Source organism: Pseudomonas sp. TE3-3-F2023 (assembly GCF_036784815.1).
Lineage (GTDB): Bacteria > Pseudomonadota > Gammaproteobacteria > Pseudomonadales > Pseudomonadaceae > Aquipseudomonas > Aquipseudomonas pudica.
This window is the reverse complement of sequence record NZ_CP145113.1, coordinates 3,292,074-3,314,592: the sequence shown is the minus strand read 5'-3', so window position 1 is coordinate 3,314,592 and position 22,519 is coordinate 3,292,074. Positions and strand designations below refer to the sequence as shown.

Annotated in this window: 18 protein-coding genes and 1 riboswitch; of the genes, 9 read left to right on the top strand and 9 right to left on the bottom strand. The window is 64.9% G+C overall.

Annotated elements, in window-relative coordinates; translation table 11 throughout:
• Positions 1-48: 48 nt before the first annotated feature.
• Positions 49-1,710 (bottom strand): malonate decarboxylase subunit alpha, encoded by a 1,662-nt coding sequence (gene mdcA / locus V3314_RS14955; protein ID WP_338459194.1) that lies wholly within the window; start codon positions 1,708-1,710, stop codon positions 49-51.
• A gap of 394 nt (positions 1,711-2,104) precedes the next feature.
• On the opposite strand from mdcA, the gene V3314_RS14950 reads away from it, so the two are divergent.
• Both V3314_RS14950 and V3314_RS14945 read left to right on the top strand, forming a co-directional pair.
• Entirely contained in the window at positions 2,105-3,175 is a 1,071-nt protein-coding gene (locus V3314_RS14950) for an enoyl-CoA hydratase/isomerase family protein (RefSeq protein ID WP_046614365.1), read from the top strand.
• A gap of 16 nt (positions 3,176-3,191) precedes the next feature.
• Positions 3,192-4,343 (top strand): acyl-CoA dehydrogenase family protein, encoded by a 1,152-nt coding sequence (locus V3314_RS14945; protein ID WP_338459193.1) that lies wholly within the window; start codon positions 3,192-3,194, stop codon positions 4,341-4,343.
• 168 nt (positions 4,344-4,511) lie between these two features.
• Here the strand turns inward: V3314_RS14945 and V3314_RS14940 are convergent, their stop codons facing one another.
• Positions 4,512-5,444, bottom strand: a complete 933-nt coding sequence (locus V3314_RS14940; protein ID WP_046614367.1) for a LysR family transcriptional regulator — start codon at positions 5,442-5,444, stop codon at positions 4,512-4,514.
• Between the two features lie 126 nt (positions 5,445-5,570).
• Here V3314_RS14940 and V3314_RS14935 point away from each other — a divergent pair, with 126 nt between their 5' ends.
• The gene (locus V3314_RS14935; RefSeq protein WP_046614368.1) at positions 5,571-5,834 is read left to right on the top strand and encodes a DUF2790 domain-containing protein; all 264 of its coding nucleotides are present in this window, start codon (positions 5,571-5,573) and stop codon (positions 5,832-5,834) included.
• A gap of 1 nt (position 5,835) precedes the next feature.
• On the opposite strand, the gene V3314_RS14930 is transcribed toward V3314_RS14935, so the two are convergent.
• The gene (locus V3314_RS14930; RefSeq protein WP_046614369.1) at positions 5,836-6,528 is read right to left on the bottom strand and encodes a tRNA (adenine(22)-N(1))-methyltransferase TrmK; all 693 of its coding nucleotides are present in this window, start codon (positions 6,526-6,528) and stop codon (positions 5,836-5,838) included.
• A gap of 136 nt (positions 6,529-6,664) precedes the next feature.
• Here V3314_RS14930 and V3314_RS14925 point away from each other — a divergent pair, with 136 nt between their 5' ends.
• Positions 6,665-7,045 carry a RidA family protein gene (locus tag V3314_RS14925; protein WP_046614370.1) on the top strand — a complete coding sequence of 127 codons (381 nt, stop codon included), beginning with the start codon at positions 6,665-6,667 and terminating at the stop codon, positions 7,043-7,045.
• Positions 7,046-7,260: 215 nt separating this feature from the next.
• Positions 7,261-9,261 carry a U32 family peptidase gene (locus tag V3314_RS14920; RefSeq protein WP_046614371.1) on the top strand — a complete coding sequence of 667 codons (2,001 nt, stop codon included), beginning with the start codon at positions 7,261-7,263 and terminating at the stop codon, positions 9,259-9,261.
• Between the two features lie 119 nt (positions 9,262-9,380).
• Here the strand turns inward: V3314_RS14920 and V3314_RS14915 are convergent, their stop codons facing one another.
• Positions 9,381-10,706, bottom strand: a complete 1,326-nt coding sequence (locus tag V3314_RS14915; protein ID WP_046614372.1) for a sigma-54 dependent transcriptional regulator — start codon at positions 10,704-10,706, stop codon at positions 9,381-9,383.
• A gap of 340 nt (positions 10,707-11,046) precedes the next feature.
• Between V3314_RS14915 and V3314_RS14910 the strand changes: the two genes are divergently transcribed.
• Positions 11,047-11,313, top strand: coding sequence for a hypothetical protein (locus V3314_RS14910; protein ID WP_013972506.1), 267 nt, complete (start codon positions 11,047-11,049; stop codon positions 11,311-11,313).
• Positions 11,314-11,419: 106 nt separating this feature from the next.
• Here V3314_RS14910 and V3314_RS14905 read toward each other — a convergent pair whose 3' ends face one another.
• The 4 genes from V3314_RS14905 to cobW form a co-directional block, all read right to left on the bottom strand.
• Positions 11,420-11,986, bottom strand: coding sequence for a VWA domain-containing protein (locus tag V3314_RS14905; RefSeq protein ID WP_046614393.1), 567 nt, complete (start codon positions 11,984-11,986; stop codon positions 11,420-11,422).
• Between the two features lie 101 nt (positions 11,987-12,087).
• Positions 12,088-13,110, bottom strand: coding sequence for an AAA family ATPase (locus V3314_RS14900; protein WP_338459189.1), 1,023 nt, complete (start codon positions 13,108-13,110; stop codon positions 12,088-12,090).
• 1 nt (position 13,111) lies between these two features.
• Entirely contained in the window at positions 13,112-16,873 is a 3,762-nt protein-coding gene (cobN, locus tag V3314_RS14895; RefSeq protein ID WP_338459188.1) for a cobaltochelatase subunit CobN, read from the bottom strand.
• Between the two features lie 3 nt (positions 16,874-16,876).
• Positions 16,877-17,944 carry a cobalamin biosynthesis protein CobW gene (cobW, locus tag V3314_RS14890; protein ID WP_046614375.1) on the bottom strand — a complete coding sequence of 356 codons (1,068 nt, stop codon included), beginning with the start codon at positions 17,942-17,944 and terminating at the stop codon, positions 16,877-16,879.
• Positions 17,945-18,043: 99 nt separating this feature from the next.
• Positions 18,044-18,257, bottom strand: a riboswitch (cobalamin riboswitch).
• 97 nt (positions 18,258-18,354) lie between these two features.
• On the opposite strand from cobW, the gene V3314_RS14885 reads away from it, so the two are divergent.
• The 3 genes from V3314_RS14885 (at position 18,355) to V3314_RS14875 (ending at position 21,773) form a co-directional block, all read left to right on the top strand.
• Positions 18,355-18,714: a hypothetical protein gene (locus tag V3314_RS14885; protein ID WP_046614376.1), complete on the top strand. Its 360-nt coding sequence runs from the start codon at positions 18,355-18,357 to the stop codon at positions 18,712-18,714.
• A gap of 325 nt (positions 18,715-19,039) precedes the next feature.
• Positions 19,040-20,617, top strand: a complete 1,578-nt coding sequence (locus V3314_RS14880) for an ATP-binding cassette domain-containing protein (RefSeq protein ID WP_046614377.1) — start codon at positions 19,040-19,042, stop codon at positions 20,615-20,617.
• 136 nt (positions 20,618-20,753) lie between these two features.
• Entirely contained in the window at positions 20,754-21,773 is a 1,020-nt protein-coding gene (locus V3314_RS14875; RefSeq protein ID WP_046614378.1) for a branched-chain amino acid aminotransferase, read from the top strand.
• A gap of 251 nt (positions 21,774-22,024) precedes the next feature.
• On the opposite strand, the gene V3314_RS14870 is transcribed toward V3314_RS14875, so the two are convergent.
• Positions 22,025-22,453: a multidrug/biocide efflux PACE transporter gene (locus V3314_RS14870; protein WP_046614379.1), complete on the bottom strand. Its 429-nt coding sequence runs from the start codon at positions 22,451-22,453 to the stop codon at positions 22,025-22,027.
• Between the last annotated feature and the right edge of the window lie 66 nt (positions 22,454-22,519).

Sequence of the window (22,519 nt, the reverse complement as noted above, 5' to 3'; positions counted from 1 at the left end):
GAGCATGCTCGCGAAGAAGCCCACGCGGTTGCAAGTCGAGTGCTTTCATCACCAGCTCCTGAACCGTGCAGGCGGGTTGTAGAGGCCGCCGGACCATTCGACCAGGTCGGCGATGCTGCGCGCAGCCAGCAGTTCGCGGCTGGCGTCGGTGCGGCGGATGCCGAGGTCTTCGGGCAAGGCGACCAGGCCTTGCTGGCGCAGGCGCTGAGTGTCCTTGGGGTCGTGCCGCAGGCCGATGGCGGTAACCCCGGCCACGGCGGCGATCATCTGCTGGCGCTCTTCCAGGCTGCGGGCCTTGTACAGGTAGGCAATGCCCTCCTCGGTCAGCAGGTGGGTGACATCGTCGCCATAGATCATCACCGGCGCCAGCGGCATGCCGACCTTCCTGGCCACTTCCACAGCATCGAGGGTTTCCACGAAGGTGGGCTTGCCGCCTTCCTGGTAGGTCTCGACCATCTGCACCACCAGCTTGCGACCGCGTTCGAGCATGGTTTCCGGCACGGTCATGTCGAGCCAGGCCGGGGTCGCGTGGCGCCGGCCACGGGGGTCGTGGCCCATGTTCGGGGCACCGCCGAAGCCGGCCAGGCGGCCGCGGGTCACGGTCGAGGAATGGCCATCGCCATCCACCTGCAGGGTGGCCCCGATGAACAGGTCGACAGCGTACTGCCCGGCCAGCTGGCACATCATGCGATTGGAACGCAGCGAACCATCACGGCCGGTGAAAAACACGTCCGGGCGCTGGGCGATGTAGTCCTCCATGCCCAGCTCGGTGCCGAAGCAATGCACGCTTTCCACCCAGCCGGTCTCGATGGCCGGAATCAGCGTCGGGTGCGGGTTGAGTGTCCAGTTGCGGCAGATCTTGCCCTTCAGGCCCAGGGACTCGCCATAGGTAGGCAGGATCAGCTCGATGGCGGCGGTGTTGAAGCCAATGCCATGGTTCAGCGACTGCACCTGGTGTTTTTCGTAGATGCCGCGAATGGCCATCATCGCCATCAGCACGTGCACCGGCTTGATATGGCGCGGGTCGCGGGTGAACAGCGGCTCTATATAGAAAGGCTGGTCGGCAACCACCACGAAATCGACCCAGGATGCCGGGATATCGACCCGCGGCAGGTCATCCACACGGTCCACCAGCTGGTTGACCTGGGCAATGACGATGCCGTCGCTGAAAGCGGCCGGTTCCACCAGTGCCGGGGTGTCTTCGGTACTGGGGCCGGTGAACAGGTTGCCATCGCGATCGGCCATGAAACCAGCCACCAGGGTGACGTTGGGGATCAGGTCGACCAACAGCCGCGAGTACAGCTCGATATAGGTGTGGATGGCGCCGACTTCGAGCAGGCCGTCTTCCAGCAGTTGGCCAATGCGCAGGCTCTGCGGGCCGGCGAAGGAGAAGTCGAGCCTGCGGGCGATGCCACGTTCGAACAGGTCCAGGTGCTCGGCCCGGCTGACGCTGGGCATGATCATGTGCAGGTCGTGCAGGCGCCCAGGGTCGACCTTGGCCAGCGCGCGGGAGAGGAAGTCGGCCTGCTTCTGGTTGTTGCCTTCTAGCACTACCCGGTCGCCGGGAGCCAGCAGCAGTTCAAGGGCTTCGACGATTCGCTCGGTGGGCAGCACCACGCCGTCGGCGAGGTGGCGGACCCGGTCAAGGCGACGCTGCTTTTCGGCGCGCCGCCGCGACCATTGCGGCGGTGGATTCTTGGTTGTTGTCATGGTGACTCCACGGGTTCGCTGTCGTGGGGGTCACCTTAGGGCTGGGGTGGTTGCGCATCAATCAAGCTCAGGCATTGATCGTTACGGTCAGGGTAACGATTTAGCATATGCGCTGTCGCTCATGACCCTATCGCAGGCAAGCCAGCTCCCACAGGTACAGCGCAGGCCTTGAAGGTTGTGCGGTATCTGTGGGAGCTGGCTTGCCGGCGATAGGGCCAGCCCGGCCAACCTGAAACCTTGCTAGAGTGGCGTTATCGCCACACAAGACAAAAATGCAGAATCCCCCTGCAGATTTGTCGATTGTGCAAGGCAAATTCGCATGACAGGATCCTGCGATCCTCCAGCGAACTCCAGACTTCACTTGGAAAATCAATAACAAAGCAGGGAGAACGCAATGACTGCGCACGCTCATACCTCGGCAACCGACCATGTGCTGGCCGAGGTCCGCAACCAGGTCGGCCACCTGACCCTGAACCGCCCCGCCGGCCTCAATGCCCTGACCCTGGACATGGTCCGCAGCCTGCGCCAGCACCTCGACCTGTGGGCCGATGATCCGCACGTTCGCGCCGTGGTACTGCGTGGCGAGGGCCCCAAGGGCTTCTGCGCCGGTGGCGATATCCGTTCGCTGCACGACAGCTTCAAGGCCGGCGAAACGTTGCATGAAACCTTCTTCGTCGAGGAATACGCCCTTGACCTGGCCATCCACCGCTACCGCAAGCCGGTGCTGGTGCTGATGGACGGCTTCACCCTCGGTGGCGGCATGGGCCTGGCCCAGGGCTGCGACCTGCGCGTGGTCACTGAACGCAGCCGCCTGGGCATGCCTGAAGTGGCTATCGGCTACTTCCCGGATGTGGGTGGCAGCTACTTCCTGTCGCGCATCCCCGGCGAACTGGGCACCTACCTGGGTGTCAGCGGCACGCAGATCCAGGCAGCCGATGCACTGTACTGCGGCCTGGCCGACTGGTACCTGGCCAGCGACCAGCTGGCAGCCCTCGACCAGGGCCTGGACCAGCTGCGCTTTGGCGACCACCCCCTCAAGGACCTGCAAAACCTGCTGGCCAGGCTCGGCACCCAGGTGCTCGCCGATGCGCCGCTGGAAAAACTGCGACCGGTCATCGACCACTTCTTCGCTCTGCCGGACGTGCCTGCCATCGTCGAGCAACTGCGTGCGGTGAGCATTGGCGACAGCCACGCCTGGGCCGTGGCCACCGCCGACCAGCTGGAAAGCCGCTCGCCGCTGGCCATGGCGGTTACTCTGGAGATGCTGCGCCGGGGTCGCCAGCTGGGCCTTGACGACTGCTTTGCCATGGAGCTGCACCTGGACCGCCAGTGGTTCCAGCACGGCGACATCATCGAAGGCGTGCGCGCGCTGATCATCGACAAGGACAAGCAGCCACGCTGGAACCCGCCGACCCTGGCCGCACTGCAACGCCAGCGGGTCGACCAATTCTTCGAAGGCCTGTGAGCCCGGGAGTACACAGATGCAAGACCTGGAACTGAGCGAAGAACAGATCATGATCCGCGACATGGCCCGGGACTTTGCCCGTGGCGAGATCGCCCCGCATGCACAGGCCTGGGAAAAGGCCGGCTGGATCGACGATGGCGTGGTGCGCAAGATGGGCGAACTGGGCCTGCTGGGCATGGTGGTGCCGGAAGACTTCGGCGGCAGCTACACCGACTACGTCGCCTACGCCCTGGCGGTGGAAGAAATCGCCGCCGCCTGCGGCGCCACCGGAGCGATGATGAGCATCCACAACTCGGTGGGCTGCGGCCCGCTGCTGGCCTATGGCACGGCAGAACAGCAACAGCAGTGGCTGCCACGCCTGGCCACCGGCGAGGTGATCGGCTGCTTCTGCCTGACCGAGCCACAGGCCGGTTCCGAGGCGCACAACCTGCGCACCCGCGCCGAGCTGGTGGATGGCCAGTGGGTGATCAACGGCGCCAAGCAGTTCGTCAGCAACGCCCGCCGCGCCGGGTTGGCCATCGTCTTCGCGGTGACCGACCCGGAGCTGGGCAAAAAGGGCCTGTCGGCGTTCCTGGTGCCCACCGACAACCCGGGCTTCAAGGTCGATCGCAGCGAGCACAAGATGGGCATCCGCGCCTCCGACACCTGCGCGGTCACCTTCGACAACTGCCGCATCCCTGCCGCCAACATCCTCGGTGAGCGTGGCAAGGGCCTGGCCATCGCCCTGTCCAACCTCGAGGGCGGCCGTATCGGCATTGCTGCCCAGGCACTGGGCATTGCCCGCGCCGCGTTCGAGGCGGCATTGGTCTACTCGCGTGACCGGGTGCAGTTCGGCAAGCCGATCAACGAACACCAGAGCATCGCCAACCTGCTGGCCGACATGCAGGTGCAGGTGAATGCCGCGCGCTTGCTGATCCTGCATGCCGCACGCCTGCGCAGCGCCGGCAAGCCGTGCCTGTCGGAGGCCTCGCAGGCCAAGCTGTTCGCTTCGGAAATGGCCGAGCGGGTGTGCTCGATGGCGATCCAGGTGCATGGCGGCTATGGCTACCTGGAGGATTACCCGGTGGAGCGCTACTACCGCGATGCGCGGATCACGCAGATCTATGAAGGGTCTAGCGAGATCCAGCGGATGCTGATTGCGCGGGAGTTGAAGCACTATCCGCTGTAATCAGACGGGATACAGGGGCCGCTGTGCGGCCCTATCGCCGGCAAGCCAGCTCCCACAGGCACTGCACCGCCTTCGCAACCTGTGGAGTACCTTGTGGGAGCTGGCTTGCCGGCGATAGGGCCAGTACAGGCAGTGCGAGAAGTTGCCAAAAAAAACCAGATCAGTGCTTCAACGCCAATACCGCGAATCATCCACCACCCTGGCATGCCCCTCGAACAGCGCCGGCAGTTGCTCCTTGAGGTAGTCGATCCAGGTACGCACCTTGGCATCCAGGTAGTGCCGTGACGGGTAGATCGCGTACAGCGCGCTCTCGCGCAGGCGATACGGCGCCAGCAACCGGCACAACCGCCCCTGCTCGATCGCCTGGCTGGCGGTGTAGAACGGCAGCAGGCCAATGCCCATGCCCAGCTCGCTGGCCACCAGCATGGCGTCGGCGACGTTGGTGGAAAAACTGTCGCTCGGTGCGATCACGCACTGGTCCACCCCTTGCGGGAACACCCAGTCACCTTCGTACATCGGATAAGCCATGCGCAGGCAACGGTGCTGGTGCAGGTCTTCCGGGCGCTCTGGCACGCCATGGGCCATCAGGTAGCTCGGGGCCGCGCAGGGGATGCTGAAAATGTTGCCCAGCGGCACGGCGATCAGCTGCGAATCCGGCAACGCTCCATCCACGGTAATCACCACGTCATGCCCTTCGGCCAGCGGGTCGGGGTTGCGCTGGGACAGGGTCAGCTCGATCACCACCTCCGGGCACAGTGCGTTGTAGCCGGCCACCAGCGGCATCAGCAACAGGCCCATGCCGTGCGGGCAATGCAAGCGCAGGTGGCCGCGGGGCGTGAGGTGCGCGCCACGGGCTTCGCCCACCGCCTCTTCGGTCAGCAACAGGATCTGCCGCGAGCGCTCGAGAAACCGCTCGCCCGCCTCGCTCATGCGCAAACGCCGCGTGGTGCGGTGCAGCAGGCGGGTCTGCAGCTGGTTTTCCAGCTCGGCAACGATGCGCGAAACCTGAGCCGCGGAAATGTCCAGGGCATTGGCGGCTGCAGCGAAGCTGCCGCATTCCACCACACGGGCAAAGGTACGCATGGCATGCAGCATGTCCATGAAGGTGTGCTCCTTGTTCGGTCTTATTCTTGCGTTACAGGCAGGAATCTATCACGAGTTAGCCCATTTATTGTGGATGACCAATGAATGGATCATTAGCCATATATTGAAAAAAAGGAGCCTGCCATGAAACGTTCGATCGCTGTCCTTGCCGTTGCCGCTACTCTCGGCTCGTTCGGTGCCTTTGCCGACACCGGCAGCAACCAGCCGGTCAGCAGCAGCAATTACGAATACGGCATGCCGCTGGATGTGGCCAAGGTCATCTCCATCACCCCGGCCACCAACGCCGCCGACTGCCAGGTTGGTACCGCGCACATGGTGTATGTCGACCATCAGGGCCAGAAACACGAAATCGACTACCGGGAAATGGGCAACTGCTCGCAGCAGTGAGTCAGGCCAGCACCTCGGTGATCCAGCCGACCTGTTGCCTGAAGTCGTCGATTTTCGCCTGAGGCACCGCACCGCGGGCCCGCTCGAAGTTGGCCAGGGTCTGTTGCTTCTGCCGCAGCATGCGCCGCCACTTGACCAGGAACGCCTCGCTTTTCTCCTGCACCAGCACCGGGCCGAAATACAGCTGTTCAGCGCTGTACGCTGCCCCGCCCGGCTCGGCGACGATGATCTCGTAGTCGAAGCGGTTTTCCCGCAGCAGTTCTTCGCTGACGATCCGGTAGCCATTGCCCATCAGCCACTGGCGCAGTTCGCGCTCGGCGCCATTGGGCTGCAGCACCAGGCGGGTGACGCCAGCCAGGCGCTGCTTGCCGGCCTCGAGGATCTCGCACATGGTGTCGCCACCCATGCCGCAGATGCTGATCACCGAAATGCGGTCTTCCGGCTCGACCGCTGCCAGGCCATTGGCCAGGCGTACGCTGACCCGCCCTTCAAGGCCGTTCCTGCGCACGTTGCGCTGGGCCGAGGCGAACGGCGTCTGCGCCACCTCGCCCGCCACCGCCGCGTCCAGTACGCCGCGCAGCATCAAGGCCACCGGGAGGTAGCCATGGTCCGAGCCGATGTCGGCCAGGCGTGCACCTTGCGGTACTTGTGCAGCCACGCGCTCCAGGCGCCTGGACAATGTCTGTTCGTTCAACGTAAACCCCTGCTTTGCAATCGGCCGCGATTCTGACGGCGAACGCCGCGCATTTCAAACTCCGGGGTGCCCTCGACCGGGCCAGCGCGCTCGCGTAGGCTTGCCGCTTTCCTTCCGTAGCAAGGCAAAACACACAATGGCACAAGCAGACATCATCTACACCCCGGACCCGGACGCCGAGTCGATTTCCTCCGACGTCGCCGAATACAACGGCGTGCTGGTCACCACGCAGATCCCGACCCACGCCGATGGCAGCCTGGAACTGGGCGGCATCGTCGAGCAGAGCGAGTGCACCCTGCAGGCACTGAAAGTGGCGCTGGAGAAGGCCGGCAGCGGCATGGACCGCGTGCTGCACCTGACCATCTACCTCACCGACATGGCCGACCGCGCGGCATTCAACGAGGTTTACCAGCGCTTCTTCAGCAAGCCCTGGCCGGTACGCGCTGCCGTGGGTGTGGCTGCACTGGCGGTCGAAGGCATGCGCGTGGAAGTGACCGCAATGGCCGCCAAGCGCTGATTTTCGCGCAATACGCAATCCTGTAGGAGCGGCCTTGTGTCGCGATTGGGGTGCGCAGCGCCCCCAGATTCTCAGCTCCGCAGCAGGTATTGCCGGGGCCGCGTTGCGGCCCTTCGCGACACAAGGCCGCTCCTGCAAGCACCCCGATGATGCCGCCAGCCCGTTTCGCCGCTACAATGCCCGCCTAAACCGTGACAGCCCGAACCTATAACGACATGTCCCTTCCAAAGAATCACCTGGAACTGCTCAGCCCTGCCCGTGACGTGGCCATCGCCCGCGAAGCGATCCTGCACGGCGCCGACGCCATCTACATCGGTGGCCCGAGCTTCGGCGCGCGCCATAACGCCTGCAACGAAGTCAGCGATATCGCCGAACTGGTCGAGTTCGCCCATCGCTACCATGCACGCGTGTTCACCACCATCAACACCATCCTTCACGACAACGAGCTGGAGCCCGCGCGCAAGCTGATCCACCAGCTGTACGACGCCGGTGTCGACGCATTGATCGTGCAAGACCTGGGGGTGATGGAGCTGGACATCCCGCCGATCGAGCTGCACGCCAGCACCCAGACCGACATCCGCACCCTGGAACGGGCCAGGTTCCTCGATCAGGCCGGTTTCTCCCAGCTGGTGCTGGCGCGTGAACTGAACCTGCAGCAGATCCGCGCCATCGCCGCAGAAACCGACGCTGCCATCGAGTTCTTCATCCACGGTGCGCTGTGCGTGGCCTTCTCCGGCCAGTGCAACATTTCCCATGCGCAGACCGGCCGCAGCGCCAACCGTGGCGACTGCTCGCAAGCCTGCCGCCTGCCCTACACCCTGAAGGATGACCAGGGCCGGGTGGTCGCGTTCGAGAAGCACCTGCTGTCGATGAAGGACAACAACCAGACCGCCAACCTGGCTGACCTGGTCGATGCCGGCGTACGCTCGTTCAAGATCGAAGGCCGCTACAAGGACGTGGCCTATGTGAAGAACATCACCGCCCACTACCGCAAGGAACTCGACGCCATCCTCGAAGGCCGCCCGGAGCTGGCCCGCGCCTCCAGCGGTCGCACCGAACATTTCTTCGTGCCCGACCCGGACAAGACCTTCCACCGCGGCAGCACCGACTACTTCGTCACCGACCGCAAGGTCGACATCGGTGCCTTCGACTCGCCAACCTTCACCGGCCTGCCGGTGGGCGTGGTGGAAAAGGTCGGCAAGCGTGACATGCTGGTAGTCACCGAGGTGCCGCTGACCAATGGCGACGGCCTCAATGTGCTGGTCAAGCGCGAAGTGGTGGGCTTCCGCGCCAACATCGCCGAACCGCGTGGGGAGTTCGAGGAAGACGGCGAGAAGCGCTACCGCTACCGCGTCGAGCCCAACGAAATGCCCGAAGGCCTGCACAAGCTGCGGCCCAACCACCCGCTGTCGCGCAACCTCGACCACAACTGGCAGCAGGCCCTGCAACGCACCTCGGCCGAGCGCCGGGTCGGCGTGCAATGGCACGCGGTACTGCGCGAGCAACGCCTGGCGTTGACCGTCACCAGCGAGGAAGGCGTGAGCGCACAAGTGGCACTGGACGGCCCGTTCGGCCCGGCCAACAAGCCGCAACAGGCGCTGGAGCAGTTGCACGACCTGCTCGGCCAGCTGGGTACCACCATGTACCACGCCGACAGCATCGAGCTGGACGCCCCGCAGGCGTACTTCGTCCCCAACTCGCAGCTCAAGGCCCTGCGCCGCGAAGCCATCGAGGCGCTGACTGATGCACGCGTTCAGGCGCACCCGCGTGGCGGGCGCAAGGCCGAGACCACGCCACCGCCGGTTTACCCAGAGTCGCACCTGTCGTTCCTGGCCAACGTGTACAACCAGAAGGCCCGCGACTTCTACCACCGCCACGGCGTGCAGCTGATCGATGCGGCCTACGAGGCCCATGAAGAGCATGGCGAAGTGCCGGTGATGATCACCAAGCACTGCCTGCGCTTCTCCTTCAACCTGTGCCCCAAGCAGGCCAAGGGCGTGACCGGCGTGCGCACCAAGGTGGCACCGATGCAGCTGATTCAGGGTGATGAAGTGCTGACCCTCAAGTTCGACTGCAAGCCGTGCGAAATGCACGTGATCGGCAAGATGAAAAGCCACATCATCGACCTGCCGACCCCAGGCAGCGCGGTGGCCCAGGTGGTGGGGCACATCAGTCCGGAAGACCTGCTGAAGACCATTCCGCGCGGGCCGCATTGATCGATAGCCTGTTCGCGGGCAGCCCCACCCACAGGTACTGCGCCAGCGTCACGGTCGATACAGTACCTGTGGGAGCGGGTTTACCCGCGAACACCAGCGTAGCCGGTGCCATCCACTGCTCAGCGAATCTGGTGCTTGTGCAGCAACCGATAGAACGTCGGCCGCGATATACCTAGCACCTTGGCCGCCACGCTCAGGTTGTCACTGTGCCGGCTGAGTACATCGCACAGCGCCTGGCGCTCGGCCCGGTGCTTGTACTCTTCCAGCGTGCCCAGCGGTTGCTGCACCTGGTCGAGGGCCTGCAACCCCAGGTCCTGCGCCTCGATTTGCCGGCCTTCGGCCAGCACCAGCCCGCGCCTCACACGGTTGGCCAATTCGCGGACATTGCCGGGCCAGTCATGCCGGCCCATGGCCGCCAGGGCATGGTCGCTGAACGAACGCGGTCGACGCCCGGTTTCCAGGCTGTAGTAATGGGCAAAATGGCTGGCCAGCATCGACAGGTCGCCATGCCGGTCGCGCAAAGGCGCGGTCACTACCTGCAACACGTTCAGGCGGTAATACAGGTCTTCGCGAAAGCGCCCTTGCTCGATGGCCCTTTCCAGGTCCACATGGGTAGCCGCCAGCACCCGCACATCCACCGGGATCGGCTGGCTGCCACCCACACGCTCGATGTGCTTTTCCTGCAGAAAACGCAGCAAGTTGGCCTGCAACTCCAGCGGCAGGTCGCCAATTTCATCGAGGAACAGCGTGCCGCCATGGGCCGCTTCGATGCGCCCGGCCTTGCGCTGATGGGCACCAGTGAAAGCGCCCTTTTCATGGCCGAACAGTTCCGACTGGATCAGGTGCTCGGGGATCGCTCCGCAGTTGATCGCAATGAACGGCTGCTCGCTGCGTTGCGACTGGCGGTGCAGGGTGCGGGCCACCAGTTCCTTGCCAGTGCCGCTTTCGCCGCGGATCAACACCGGCGACTCGGTAGGCGCCAATTTGCCCAGCAGTTTGCGCAGCTCGCGGATCGGGCGGCTGTCACCGAGCAGCTCGTGGCTGGTTTCATCCACCCTCGCCACCCCTTTGCCGCGCAAGCGCGCCATGCCGAAGGCCCGGCCCAGGGTGACCAGCACGCGGGAAACGTCGAACGGCAAGGTGTGGAAGTCGAAGAACCATTCACAGACAAAATCGCCGACGGCCGGCATGCGCAACTGTTCGGCGCTGAGCACCGCAATCCATTCGGTGTTGCTGCGCTTGATCAAGTCCTTGACCCCGTCCGGGCGCCTGAGATGTGACGCCTGCAAGCGCAGCAGGCCCACATCGCAGGGATGATCCAGCGCGGTTCCGAGCATGCAGCTGTGTACATCCCAGCCTGCGCTAGACAATCCAGGCAACAAACGGTGGCAGTCATCGCAGGGGTCGACGATGAGCAAACGGCGTTGGGCGGCAGGCTGCTGCATGACCGATCCTTGGCGCCAGTTTTCGGTTTTTTGAAATAAAACAGTAAGTTGTGGCGCCCAATTAACAGTAGCAACGAAGTTGACGGTTCCCAGTACCGTCTGTCTGCCGAATCATTTTTTTACAATCAATGACGGGAATTTTCGCACTTTATCGACATCACATGGCGGCGTGGGCAAGAACGGATTCGAACCTGGCAAATTTTTTTCAACCAATGTGTGACTCGCCCCCGGACAACGAGCATCAGTACACATAACCCCGCGCTGCACTTCGCGATAACCGAGGCGACTTTGAAGCAACGCGGACTTACCTGGATGTTTGGGACCATAGAGAGACCGAACCATGAATGCCCCGCTCCGTGTCAACGAAGCACTGCTGATTGCCGACCACGCCTTCGAACCCTTCCAGTGCGTAGCCTGGGATGCACCCAACGGTACTGGTGAACTGAGCCTGGCAGTGATCGACCGGACCAGCACCCGCATCGGCAGCAAGCAAGTGTCCTCGCGTATCTACTCCGACCCGGCCCAGTGGGCCAGCCTGATCGAGGAAGTGCGCGCCGAGTTGTGCGAGAAAGGTTACGACCTGCAGCCATGGTCGATGCCGAAATAATATCGGCCGGCAAACCAAGTGCGTGCATCGCCACGCACTTGTACGACTTCCGGGTTGCTGTTCTGGCAACTTTTCTTATTGCGACATAGTGTCGCATCGATACTTTTCAATCCACCAAACTGAACTGTTGCAGATGCTGGTAATCAGCCTGAAGTTGTTGCGCCAGACGCTGCGCACGCCCCAGGCGCACTGGTGCCAGTTCCATATCCACCAGCAGAGTGGCGCACGGCATCGGCTGCACGGTATTCCAGTGCTGCAGACGACCGTCGGTAAACACCAGGCAGCGTAGCGCTTCTTCGGGGTGGGCTCGTCGCCGCGCCTGCAACCATTGCCGGGCCTCTTCCAGTGCAGCGATCAACGGCGTGCCGCCACCGGCCCCCAAGGCTTGCAGCCACGGTTGCAAGGCGGCCGAGGCCTTCAGGCCGTGGCGCTGCCACTGTGGCGTGCGCCCGCTGGCGGTAAGCAGGGCCAGCCGGGCCCGCTGGCGGTAGGCGTGGTCGAACAGCGCCGCCAGCAGCCCTTTGGTTTGTGTAAGCGCCTGGTAGCGGCGGGTCGAGGCCGACGCATCGACAATTATCAGCCACAGCTCTGCGGGCCTGGCCTGGCGTTGCTGCCAGCACAGGTCCTGGCGCTGGCGTGGCCGGCCCTTGAGCAGGGTCGGCAGCCAGGCCACCCGACCGGCCGCGGCATTGCGCGCCCGGCCTCGGCTGGCACCGTACTGCTTACCTGCGCCTGCTTTGGCATCCACCCCTTTGGCAGGTGGCTGGGGGATGCTCAGGGCTTTTTTGCCCAGTTCGGCACCTCGCGGCGGGCGCCACTGGCCACCGGCTGTGCCGGCATTGCCCCCCAGTCGCCCTGCCCACCCTGTTCGCCAGGGTTGCCCGTGCCTTGTCGGCTGGGCTGTTGCTCAGGCTGCTGCGGAGCTGAAGGCGGGTTGGCCTGGGGCGTAACACGGCGGCGATGGCGCAAGGCGAACTCGGCCACTGCATCGACATCGGCCTCCTCTATGGCCTCGCCGCCACGCCAGGCGCAATGGGCGCGTGCAGCGCGCAGCCAGACCAGGTCGGCGCGCAGGCCGTCGACCCCGGCGGCGTAGCAGCGTTCGGTGATCCAGGCCAGCGCCTGGTCGTCCAGGGCAATGTCCGCCAGGGCGTGGCGCGCCGCCTGGCAGCGCTCGCGCAATTGCGCCTGGGCCTCGGCCCATTGCGCACAGAAGGCCTGCGGGTCGCTGTCGAAGGCCAGGCGCCGGCGAATGATCTGCTGGCGCGCCTCAGGCTCGGGCAAGCCTTCCAGAGCCACGTTGAGGCCAAAGCGGTCGAGCAACTGCGGGCGCAGTTCGCCCTCCTCCGGGTTCATGGTGCCGATCAGCACGAAGCGGGCACTGTGCCGGTGCGAGATGCCGTCGCGCTCGATGCGGTTGGTGCCACTGGCCGCCACGTCGAGCAGCAGGTCGACCAGGGTATCGGGCAGCAGGTTGACCTCATCGACATACAGCACGCCGCCATCGGCCTGGGCCAGCACCCCGGGGGAAAACTGCGCCTTGCCCTGCCCCAGCGCGGCATCCAGGTCGAGGGTGCCGACCAACCGCTCTTCGCTGGCGCCCAGTGGCAGGGTGACGAACGGGCCCTCACCGAGCAGGTCGGCCAGGCCACGGGCCAGGGTACTCTTGGCCATGCCACGCGGCCCCTCGATCAGCACGCCGCCGATCCTAGGGTCGATGGCGGTCAGGCACAGCGCCAGTTTAAGGTCGTCGGCACCGACCACGGCTGCCAGTGGAAATTGCACGGGTTCACTCATTTCAAGCCTGTTCCTCGCCGTCGAGCAGTTGTTCCTCTAGGGCTTCGCGGTAGTCGCCAGGCGCCTGCCACAGGCCGCGCTGCTGGGCCTCCAGCAAACGTTCGGTAAGGTCGCGCAGGGCCTCGGGGTTGTGCTCGCGCATGAAGTCGCGGGTCGCCGGGTCGAGCACGTAGGCATCGGCCAGCGCCTGGTAATGATGGTCGTCGATCAGCTGCGTGGTAGCGTCGAAGGCGAACAGGTTTTCGACCGTCGCCGCCATCTCGAAGGCGCCTTTGTAGCCATGGCGCTTGACCCCGTCGATCCACTTCGGGTTCAGCGCCCGGGCGCGGATGACCCGGTTCAGCTCTTCCTTGAGGGTACGGATGCGCGGCCGGTCGGCCTGGCTGTGGTCGCCGTGGTAACTGGCCACTGCCGCACCGGACAAGGTTTCCGACGCCGCCAGCATGCCACCCTGGAACTGGTAGTAGTCGTTGGAATCGAGCAGGTCGTGTTCGTGATTGTCCTGGTTCTGCAGCACCGCCTGCACCTTGGCCAGGCGCTGGGCGAACTGGGCGCGGGCCGGGGTACCGTCGTCACTGGCGCCGTAGGCATAGCCGCCGTGGTTGAGGTAGACCTCGGCCAGGTCGTCGCGGCTGTGCCACAGGCGCCCATCGATGGCGTTCTGCACCCCGGCGCCGTAGGCCCCGGGCTTGGCACCGAACACCCGCCAGCCAGCCTGGCGCGCGGCCTGCTCGGCGTCCACGCCCTGCGCCTGCAGCGCGGCGCGCTCGCTACGCACGCGGGCGGCCAGGGGGTTGAGATCTTCCGGTTCATCCAGCGCGGCCACCGCCCGCACTGCAGCATCGAACAGGCGGATGAGGTTGCCGAAGGCATCACGGAAAAAGCCGGAAACGCGCAAGGTCACGTCAACCCGCGGGCGGTCGAGCAGGCTGAGCGGCAGGATCTCGAAATCGTCGACCCGCTGGCTGCCGGTGGCCCATACCGGTCGCACACCCATCAGCGCCATGGCCTGTGCGATGTCATCGCCGCCGGTACGCATGGTTGCCGTGCCCCACACCGAAAGGCCGAGTTGGCGCAGGTGATCGCCGTGGTCCTGCAGGTGGCGTTCGAGGACCAGGTTGGCCGAGGCGAAGCCCAGGCGCCAGGCGGTGGTGGTAGGCAGGTTGCGCACATCCACGGTATAGAAGTTGCGACCGGTAGGCAGCACGTCCAGGCGCCCACGGCTGGGCGCGCCACTGGGCCCGGCGGGCACGAAACGCCCGGCCAGCGCCGATAGCAGGCCATTCATTTCGGCGCTGCCGCAGGCGTCCAGGCTGGGTGCCACCGCTTCGCGCAGCGCCTGCACCACATCGTGCACCGGCTGCCATTCGCTCTGGGCAGGCAACTGTGCGGTGCCGCCCAGCGCCTGGTCGATTACCTGCAGCGCCAGCAGTTCGAGGCGTTCGCGGGTATCGCCACAGGTGCGCCAGGGCTCGCTGCTCATGGCCTGCAACTGCTCGGGGCGTGCGCCCTGCCACGGCTGGCCGAGTTCGCAATCGAGCGGGTCGAAACCCGGCACCAGCGCCTTGGCCAGAACCCGCAGCAGGCTGGCATTGCCGCCGCGACCGTCGCCACGCTCGACCCGCAACAGCGCCAGCAAGGTATCCAGGCGCAGCCGGCCTTCCGGGGACTGGCCGAACACATGCAGGCCATCGCGAATCTGCGATTCCTTCAGGTCGCACAGGTAGGTGTCCAGGCGCGGCAGCCACACCGCGGCATCGTCCAGTTGGCCTTCCAGTTGCAGTTCGCGGTCGATGTGGTTGGCCTTGACCAGTTCGAGAATGTCGCGCTGCAACTCGCGGGCGCGCCGCGGGTCGAGCAGCTGGGCCTCGTAGAACTCGTCGGCCAATTGCTCCAGGTGGCGCAACGGGCCATAGGTTTCGGCACGGGTCAGCGGCGGCATCAGGTGGTCGATGATCACCGCCTGGGTGCGGCGCTTGGCCTGGGCACCCTCGCCCGGGTCGTTGACGATGAACGGGTAGATGTTCGGCAGCGGGCCGAGCAAGGCGTCCGGCCAGCACTGTGCCGACAACCCGACGCCCTTGCCGGGCAGCCATTCGAGGTTGCCGTGCTTGCCGACATGGATCACCGCGTCGGCGGCAAAGGCATGGCGCAGCCAGAAGTGAAACGCCAGGTAGCCGTGCGGCGGCACCAGGTCCGGATCGTGGTACACCGCGCTGGGGTCCACCTGGTAACCCCGCGCCGGCTGAATGCCGACGAAGGTCAAGCCAAAGCGCAGGCCGGCCACCATCAGCCGGCCACTGCGGTACATCGGGTCTTGCTGCGGCGGCCCCCAACGCTCCAGCACAGCCTGGCGGTTGGCCTCTGGCAGGCGCTCGAAGGCGGCCTGGTAGTCGGCCAGGCTCAGGCTCTGCGCACAGGGGCGCAGGTCCAGATGGTCGAGGTCGTTGGTCACGCCGCCGAGCAACTGGTGGATCAGTTGCGTGCCACTGCCCGGCAAGTCGGCCAGCGGATAGCCTTCGGCCTGCAGGGCCTTGAGAATGTTCAGCGCCGCCGCTGGCGTGTCCAGGCCAACGCCGTTGCCAATGCGGCCATCCCGGGTCGGGTAGTTGGCCAGCACCAGGGCCACGCGCTTTTGCGCATTCGGCAGGCGCGCCAGCTCGACCCAGCGGCGGGCCAGTTCGGCGACAAAGTCCATGCGCTCGGGGTGGGCGCGGTAGCAGACCACGTCGGACTGGCTGCGCTCGCTGCGCCAGGCCATGTCCTTGAAACTGACCGGGCGGGTGATGATGCGCCCGTCCAGTTCGGGCAAGGCAATGTGCATGGCCAGGTCACGCGCCCCCAGGCCCTGTTCGCTGGCTTCCCAGCCGGGCTGGTTGTCTTGCGCGCAGATGGCCTGCAGCACCGGGATGTCGCGACGGAACGGGCGCAGGTTGGGGCGTTCGGGGCTGGACAGGGCAAAGCCGGTGGTGTTGACCAGCACTTCGGCCCCCACCTCGTCCAGCCAGGCTTCGACCTGCTCCAGGCAGGCGCTTTCCTTTAGGCTGGCCACGGCGATCGGCAACGGGTTGAGCCCGGCGGCCTGCAGGCGCTGGCAGAACACATCGATGAACGCGGTGTTGGCCGCCTGCAGGTGCGAGCGGTAGAACAGCAGCGGCGCCACTGGCTGTTCGGGGAGCCACTGCGGGTACCAGTCCTCCAGCGTGGCGCTGCCCTTGGCCGGGTGATACACGGCAGTGCGCGGCAAAGGCTGTGGTTCGTCCCAGGCATAGTCGCGGCCCAGCCACTGGCTGGCCAGGCAGTTGAACAGGTTGATGGCGTTGGCCTTGCCGCCCTGGCGCAAGTAGTGCCAGAGGCGTTCGGCCTGCTCGCCGCTGACACTGCCCAGGCTGGTCAGTTCCGGGTCCGGGCGGTCGTCGCCCGGCACCAGGATCAGTTGCACGCCTCGGCCGGCCAGCTCGACCAGCTGCTCGACGCCATAGCGCCAGTAGCCGACGCCACCGTGCAGCGACACCAGGATGACCTTGGCATGGCGAAGTACCTGGTCGACGTAAAGGTCGACCGAGGCATGGTTCTGTACCTGCATCGGGTTGGCCAGGCGCAGGCTGGGGTAATCCTGGGGCAATTGCTCGGCGGTATCGGCGAGCAATGCCAGATGGGAATCGCCGCTGCAGAGAATCACCAGCTCGGCGGGCGTCTGGCCGAGGTCGGCAATGCTGTCATCCGGCACGAAGCCGCCGGGCTGGGTCCGCAGCAGGTGCATGGGTCAGGCGCCCAGTGCCTGGCGCAGGCGCGCTTCCAGCTGGGCGGCGTCGAGGTCCTGGCCGATCAGCACCAGGCGGGTGATGCGCGGTTCGTCGGCGCGCCAGGCGCGGTCGAAGTGCTTGTCGAAACGGGTGCCCACGCCCTGTACCAGCAAGCGCATCGGCTTGCCCGGGATGGCAGCGAAGCCTTTGGCGCGCAGGATGCCGAATTCCACCACCAACTGGGTCAGGGCGTCGAGCAGCAGGCTTTCGTCGGCTTCTGGCAGGTCGATGGAGATGGAGTCGAAGGCATCGTGGTCATGATCGTCATGGTCATCGCCGTCATGGTGCGAGTCGTGATGGGTACGGCGGCCATCGATGTGCGCCTCGGACTCGGCACCCACGCCCAGCAGCACTTCCAGCGGCAGCTTGCCGCTGCTGGCTTCGATCACCTTGACCGCCAGCGGCAGTTCTTCGGCCACCTCGGCGCGGACCTTGGCCAGGCCTTCGGCGTCGATCAGGTCGGCCTTGTTCAGCACCACCAGGTCGGCGCTGGCCAGCTGGTCGGCGAACAGTTCGTGCAGCGGCGACTCGTGGTCCAGGTTGGGGTCGAGCTTGCGCTGGGCATCGACTTGGTCCGGGTAGGCGGCGAAGGTGCCGGCGGCCACGGCCGGGCTGTCGACTACCGTGATCACCGCGTCGACGGTGCAGGCATTGCGGATTTCCGGCCACTGGAAGGCTTGCACCAGCGGTTTGGGCAGGGCCAGGCCGCTGGTTTCGATGAGGATATGGTCCAGGTCGCCACGGCGTGCCACCAGCTCGCGCATCACCGGGAAGAACTCTTCCTGCACGGTGCAGCACAGGCAGCCGTTGGCCAGCTCGTAGACGCGACCGGTGGCTTCTTCTTCGGTGCAACCGATGCTGCACTGCTTGAGGATTTCGCCGTCGATGCCCAGTTCGCCGAACTCGTTGACGATCACCGCAATGCGGCGGCCCTGGGCGTTGTCGAGCATGTGGCGCAGCAAGGTGGTCTTGCCCGAGCCGAGGAAGCCGGTGACGATGGTGACGGGGAGCTTGGCCAGTGTTTTCATGTCGCATTGCCCTTGGCAGATTGGCGCGGGCATGCAGGACGACAGCCGCAGGCCAGGCCGGCCGGGCTTGTTCGCCACCGGATCACCCCGCCCGGTTGAAAGTCGAAAACGTGACGAGGCAGGTCTCCTGGCTCGCACCGTTCCATGTGCCCGCTGGTGCAGCAGGCTGGCGGGATGACGCCTTCCCGCGCGCGGGCGCAGTGGCTGTGTCGATCCGTTGTCGGTGCTTACAGTTGCGGGGGCAGCCGCGGCTTGTACCGCGTTCCCGTCTTAGCTTCGGCCTGGCCGAAGAACCTCGAAGTGGCAAGGCTACGCAGTGGCTGGCGGGTGGTCAACCATTGCTGTCGGGCTGGCCGACAACAAGTGCCGCAACTGCGTTAGAGTGGTGGCTTTGAGCAGCGAGGCCCCCGGTGAAACCCCTGAACAAGCGCGATATGGCACGCCTGGAGCGTGAGCTGGTGGCTTGCCTGACCGAAGCCTGCGAAACCGCCAAGGCGGAGATCGTCGGTTTCAGCTGGCTTACCCATCGTCTGGCTCTCGAGGAGTTTCCGGCCAGCCTGCGTATTACCTGGGTATTCGAGCGAGAGGCCGAAAAGGCCGCCGCCTTGGCGGGCGACGCCAAAATGCGCATGCTCGCGCTGACGGGCCTTGCGCTGGAGCAGGCCGGCATTCAGCTGGATCATCCAGCCTGGCATGTACGGTTTGACAGTGAAGAGGCGAGCCAGCAGAGCCACGGGGGCGATTGGACCAGGCGTTTGGTGGGGCGCTGAACCAGGGGCATGCGCGGCCCTGCAGGTCCGGTGCACGCCTTAAGGGCGACGCCGGCCATGTGGGAGCGGGTTTAGCCGCGAACACGGGCGAAGCCCGTGCCATCCACCGCGTCGCCTGTCTCGCGGGTGAACCCTCACCCACAGGGTCCGTGGCGCACTCGCGGAATGTGTTTTCCCGCGACAACAATGCCTCTATCCGTTAGGCTACGCATTCCCCTGTCACGAGGTATTCGTCCAATGCGCCATTGATGCCGCCGTCACTTCGACGGCCAGTCTTCAGCCTCCGGTTCGCTCCGGAGATGTCGCGGCATTTGTGGAGTTGTGCATGACGAACACGTCGATCCTGACGCTGGACAGCGTCTCCCTGGCCTTGCCTGACGGCAGGCTGTTATTTACCGACCTCAGCGAAACCTTCGACCAACGCCGCACCGGCCTGGTCGGGCGCAACGGTGTGGGCAAGAGCCTGCTCGGGCAGATACTTGCCGGCCAGCGCGAACCAAGCAGCGGCCAGTGTCGGCGCCTTGGGCGCGTCCATCTTCTGGACCAGCAGGTGATCGAGCACAGCGCCACGGTCGCCGACCTGGCCCAGGTGGGCGCGGTGCTCGCTGCGCTGGAGCGCATCGAGCAAGGCAGTGTCGCACCCAGTGACTTCGACGCCGTCGGCGAACGTTGGGATATTCGCGAGCAATTGCAGGGGCACCTGCAACGCCACGGCCTGGGCCAACTCGACTGGCACCAGCCCGCCCACAGCCTGAGCGGTGGTCAGGCCATGCGCGTGGCGCTGGTCGGCGCCTGGCTCAGCGAAGCGGACTACCTGATACTCGACGAACCGAGCAATCACCTGGACAGCGACGCCCGCGCCCAACTATTGGGCATGATCGAAGCCTGGGACCGGGGTTTGCTGGTGATCAGCCATGATCGCAGCCTGCTCGCGCACATGACGCGCATCGTCGAATTATCCAGCCTGGGCTTGCGGGCATATGGCGGCAACTACACCTTCTATTCGGCCCAGAAAGCCAGCCAGACAGCGCAGGCCCAACAGCAACTTGCCCGGCTGAAACAGGAGGAGCAACGCCAGGCGCGCGAACTGCAGCGTCAGCGCGAAGACCTGGAACGTCATCAAGCCCGCGCCGGGCGCAATGCCAGGCACGCCAACCAGGCCAAGATCCTGGTCGACCGCCAGCAGGAGCGCAGTCAGGCCACTGCGGGCAAACAGCGCCGCGACCATCGCGACGCCCGGCAGGCGCTGCAGGGCAAAGTGCGTGACGCCGCCCGCGAAGTCGAGCAGGACAGCGCCATTACCCTGCATGCACCCACGCCGCAGCGTCATCCAGGCCGCGAAGTGCTGGCCCTGCAGGCGCTGCGCCTGCCACGCGGGACGCGCAAACCACTGAACCTGCGCGTGTGCCTGGGCCAGCGGGTGGGCCTGGTAGGCGCCAATGGCAGTGGCAAGTCCACCCTGCTCAGGCTGATGAACGGTGAGTTGCCAGCACCAACCGAGAGCCTGCGCCTCAGTGGGGAAACCGCCCTGCTCGACCAGCACTGCAGCGCACTGCCAGGCAATACCAGTGTGCTCGAGCACCTGCGCCAGGCAAACCCGACGCTGGCCCAGGGCGACTTGCGCAGCCGCCTGGCGCAACTGGGCCTGGATGCGGCCCGCATCGAACTACCCAGCAGCCTGCTCAGCGGGGGTGAGCGGATGAAGGCGGCACTGGCCGCCGTGCTATACCGCGAACGGCCGCTCGACCTGTTATTGCTGGACGAACCCGGCAACCACCTGGACCTGCCATCGCTGGCCGCACTGGAACACATGCTCGGGCAGTTTCGCGGGGCGCTGGTGGTGGCGTCCCACGACCAGGTACTGCTCGACCAGCTGGCGCTGGACGAGTACCTGCACCTGTAAACGCCGCAATAAATGCATTGCAGGCTATCAATTCGTGACTGGCCGTTCCCGATCTGCCACGGATGTATTATGGTGGCGTGGTGCGCATATAACAGCAGCCCGAGCAATCGGGCACTTGCAAGACAATGAGGGTGTCATGAGCAACGAAAGCATTAATTGGGACAAGCTCGGTTTCGACTATATCAAGACCGACAAACGCTACCTGTCCGTATGGCGCAATGGCGAGTGGGACAAGGGCACCCTGACCGAAGACAACGTACTGCACATTAGTGAAGGCTCCACCGCCCTGCACTACGGCCAGCAGTGCTTCGAAGGCCTCAAGGCCTACCGTTGCAAGGACGGTTCGATCAACCTGTTCCGCCCGGACCAGAACGCCGCCCGCATGCAGCGCAGCTGCGCCCGCCTGCTGATGCCGCAGGTGCCGACCGATGTGTTCATCGAGGCGTGCAAGCAAGTGGTCAAGGCCAACGAGAAGTTTGTGCCTCCGCATGGTAAAGGCGCCCTCTACCTGCGCCCGTTCGTGATTGGCACCGGTGACAACATTGGCGTGCGCACCGCCCCCGAGTTCATCTTCTCGATCTTCGCCATCCCGGTTGGCTCGTACTTCAAGGGCGGCATGAAGCCGCACAACTTCCAGATCTCCAGCTTCGACCGCGCTGCCCCGCAAGGCACTGGCGCGGCCAAGGTCGGTGGCAACTACGCCGCCAGCCTGCAGCCGGGTGCAGAAGCGAAGAAAGCCAACTTCGCCGACGCCATCTACCTCGACCCGCTGACCCACACCAAGATCGAGGAAGTCGGTTCGGCCAACTTCTTCGGCATCACCGCCAACAACGAGTTCGTCACCCCGAAATCGGCTTCGGTGCTGCCAGGCATCACCCGCCTGTCGCTGATGGAACTGGCGCAATCGCGCCTGGGCCTGACCGTGATCGAAGGCGATGTGGAAATCAACAAGCTGGACCGTTTCGTCGAAGCCGGCGCCTGCGGTACCGCGGCGGTGATCACCCCGATCGGCGGCATCGAGTACAACGGCAAACTGCACGTGTTCCACGACCTGGAAAAGGTCGGCCCGGTTACCCAGAAGCTCTACAACGAGCTGACCGGTATTCAGAGCGGTGACGTGGAAGCACCGGCTGGCTGGATCGTCAAGGTTGCCTGAGACGCTTTAGCGGCTTGAAAAACGGGGCATGCCAGCGATGGCATGCCCCGTTTTTTATTGGCTGACGCGGTCAACTATGATGGCACCGGCTGCGCCGGTGTTCGCGGCTGAAGCCGCTCCCACAGGTACAGCGCAAGCCTGAAGCCTGCGCCGTCCCTGTAGGAGCGGCCTTGTGTCGCGAAAGGGCTGCGAAGCGGCCCCAGGATATCCGCACAATGCACAAATCGAGGGGCCGCGCAGGCAGGTAGTTCTCATGCAAGGCGACGCTGTATCAGCAGGTGCCGGGCTTTGTCGAAGGCCCAGTTGTACAGCACGGTGTAGGGCAGGATGATCACGAAGAAGCCCAACTCCACCATGAACGCCTGCAGCAACGAAATCTCCAGCATCCACGCCGCCACCGGCAGACACCACACCACCAGCCCGGCTTCGAAGCCCAGGCCGTGCACAAAGCGTGCGCTGGCCTTCCAGTGGATGCGCTCGCCGCGGACGTAGCGATCGACCAGCGCGTTGTAGACCATGTTCCACAGCATGGCGATCACCGACAGGGTCACCGCCAGCGCTCCCGCTGTCGCCAGCGACTTGCCCATGATCCAGGACAGCAGCGGCGCACACAGCAGCACGGCGAATACTTCATAACCGACGGCGTGAACCAGGCGCTCGGTGAAAGACACGTTTTTCATTGCAAAATCCATCCTTTGCGTGAGTCGTGCTTCCTATTTTCTTTGATAGAACTGATACTAGCGATA

Excerpts from the sequence above, each read along its gene's own strand:
- V3314_RS14935 (WP_046614368.1), top strand. The coding sequence starts at position 5,571 with ATGAAACGTTCGATCGCTGTCCTTGCCGTTGCCGCTACTCTCGGCTCG.
- cobN (WP_338459188.1), bottom strand. The coding sequence starts at position 16,873 with ATGCACCTGCTGCGGACCCAGCCCGGCGGCTTCGTGCCGGATGACAGC.
- V3314_RS14915 (WP_046614372.1), bottom strand. The coding sequence starts at position 10,706 with ATGCAGCAGCCTGCCGCCCAACGCCGTTTGCTCATCGTCGACCCCTGC.
- mdcA (WP_338459194.1), bottom strand. The coding sequence starts at position 1,710 with ATGACAACAACCAAGAATCCACCGCCGCAATGGTCGCGGCGGCGCGCC.
- V3314_RS14900 (WP_338459189.1), bottom strand. The coding sequence starts at position 13,110 with ATGAGTGAACCCGTGCAATTTCCACTGGCAGCCGTGGTCGGTGCCGAC.
- V3314_RS14940 (WP_046614367.1), bottom strand. The coding sequence starts at position 5,444 with ATGGACATGCTGCATGCCATGCGTACCTTTGCCCGTGTGGTGGAATGC.
- V3314_RS14945 (WP_338459193.1), top strand. The coding sequence starts at position 3,192 with ATGCAAGACCTGGAACTGAGCGAAGAACAGATCATGATCCGCGACATG.
- V3314_RS14920 (WP_046614371.1), top strand. The coding sequence starts at position 7,261 with ATGTCCCTTCCAAAGAATCACCTGGAACTGCTCAGCCCTGCCCGTGAC.
- V3314_RS14880 (WP_046614377.1), top strand. The coding sequence starts at position 19,040 with ATGACGAACACGTCGATCCTGACGCTGGACAGCGTCTCCCTGGCCTTG.
- cobW (WP_046614375.1), bottom strand. The coding sequence starts at position 17,944 with ATGAAAACACTGGCCAAGCTCCCCGTCACCATCGTCACCGGCTTCCTC.
- V3314_RS14925 (WP_046614370.1), top strand. The coding sequence starts at position 6,665 with ATGGCACAAGCAGACATCATCTACACCCCGGACCCGGACGCCGAGTCG.
- V3314_RS14910 (WP_013972506.1), top strand. The coding sequence starts at position 11,047 with ATGAATGCCCCGCTCCGTGTCAACGAAGCACTGCTGATTGCCGACCAC.
- V3314_RS14870 (WP_046614379.1), bottom strand. The coding sequence starts at position 22,453 with ATGAAAAACGTGTCTTTCACCGAGCGCCTGGTTCACGCCGTCGGTTAT.
- V3314_RS14875 (WP_046614378.1), top strand. The coding sequence starts at position 20,754 with ATGAGCAACGAAAGCATTAATTGGGACAAGCTCGGTTTCGACTATATC.
- V3314_RS14950 (WP_046614365.1), top strand. The coding sequence starts at position 2,105 with ATGACTGCGCACGCTCATACCTCGGCAACCGACCATGTGCTGGCCGAG.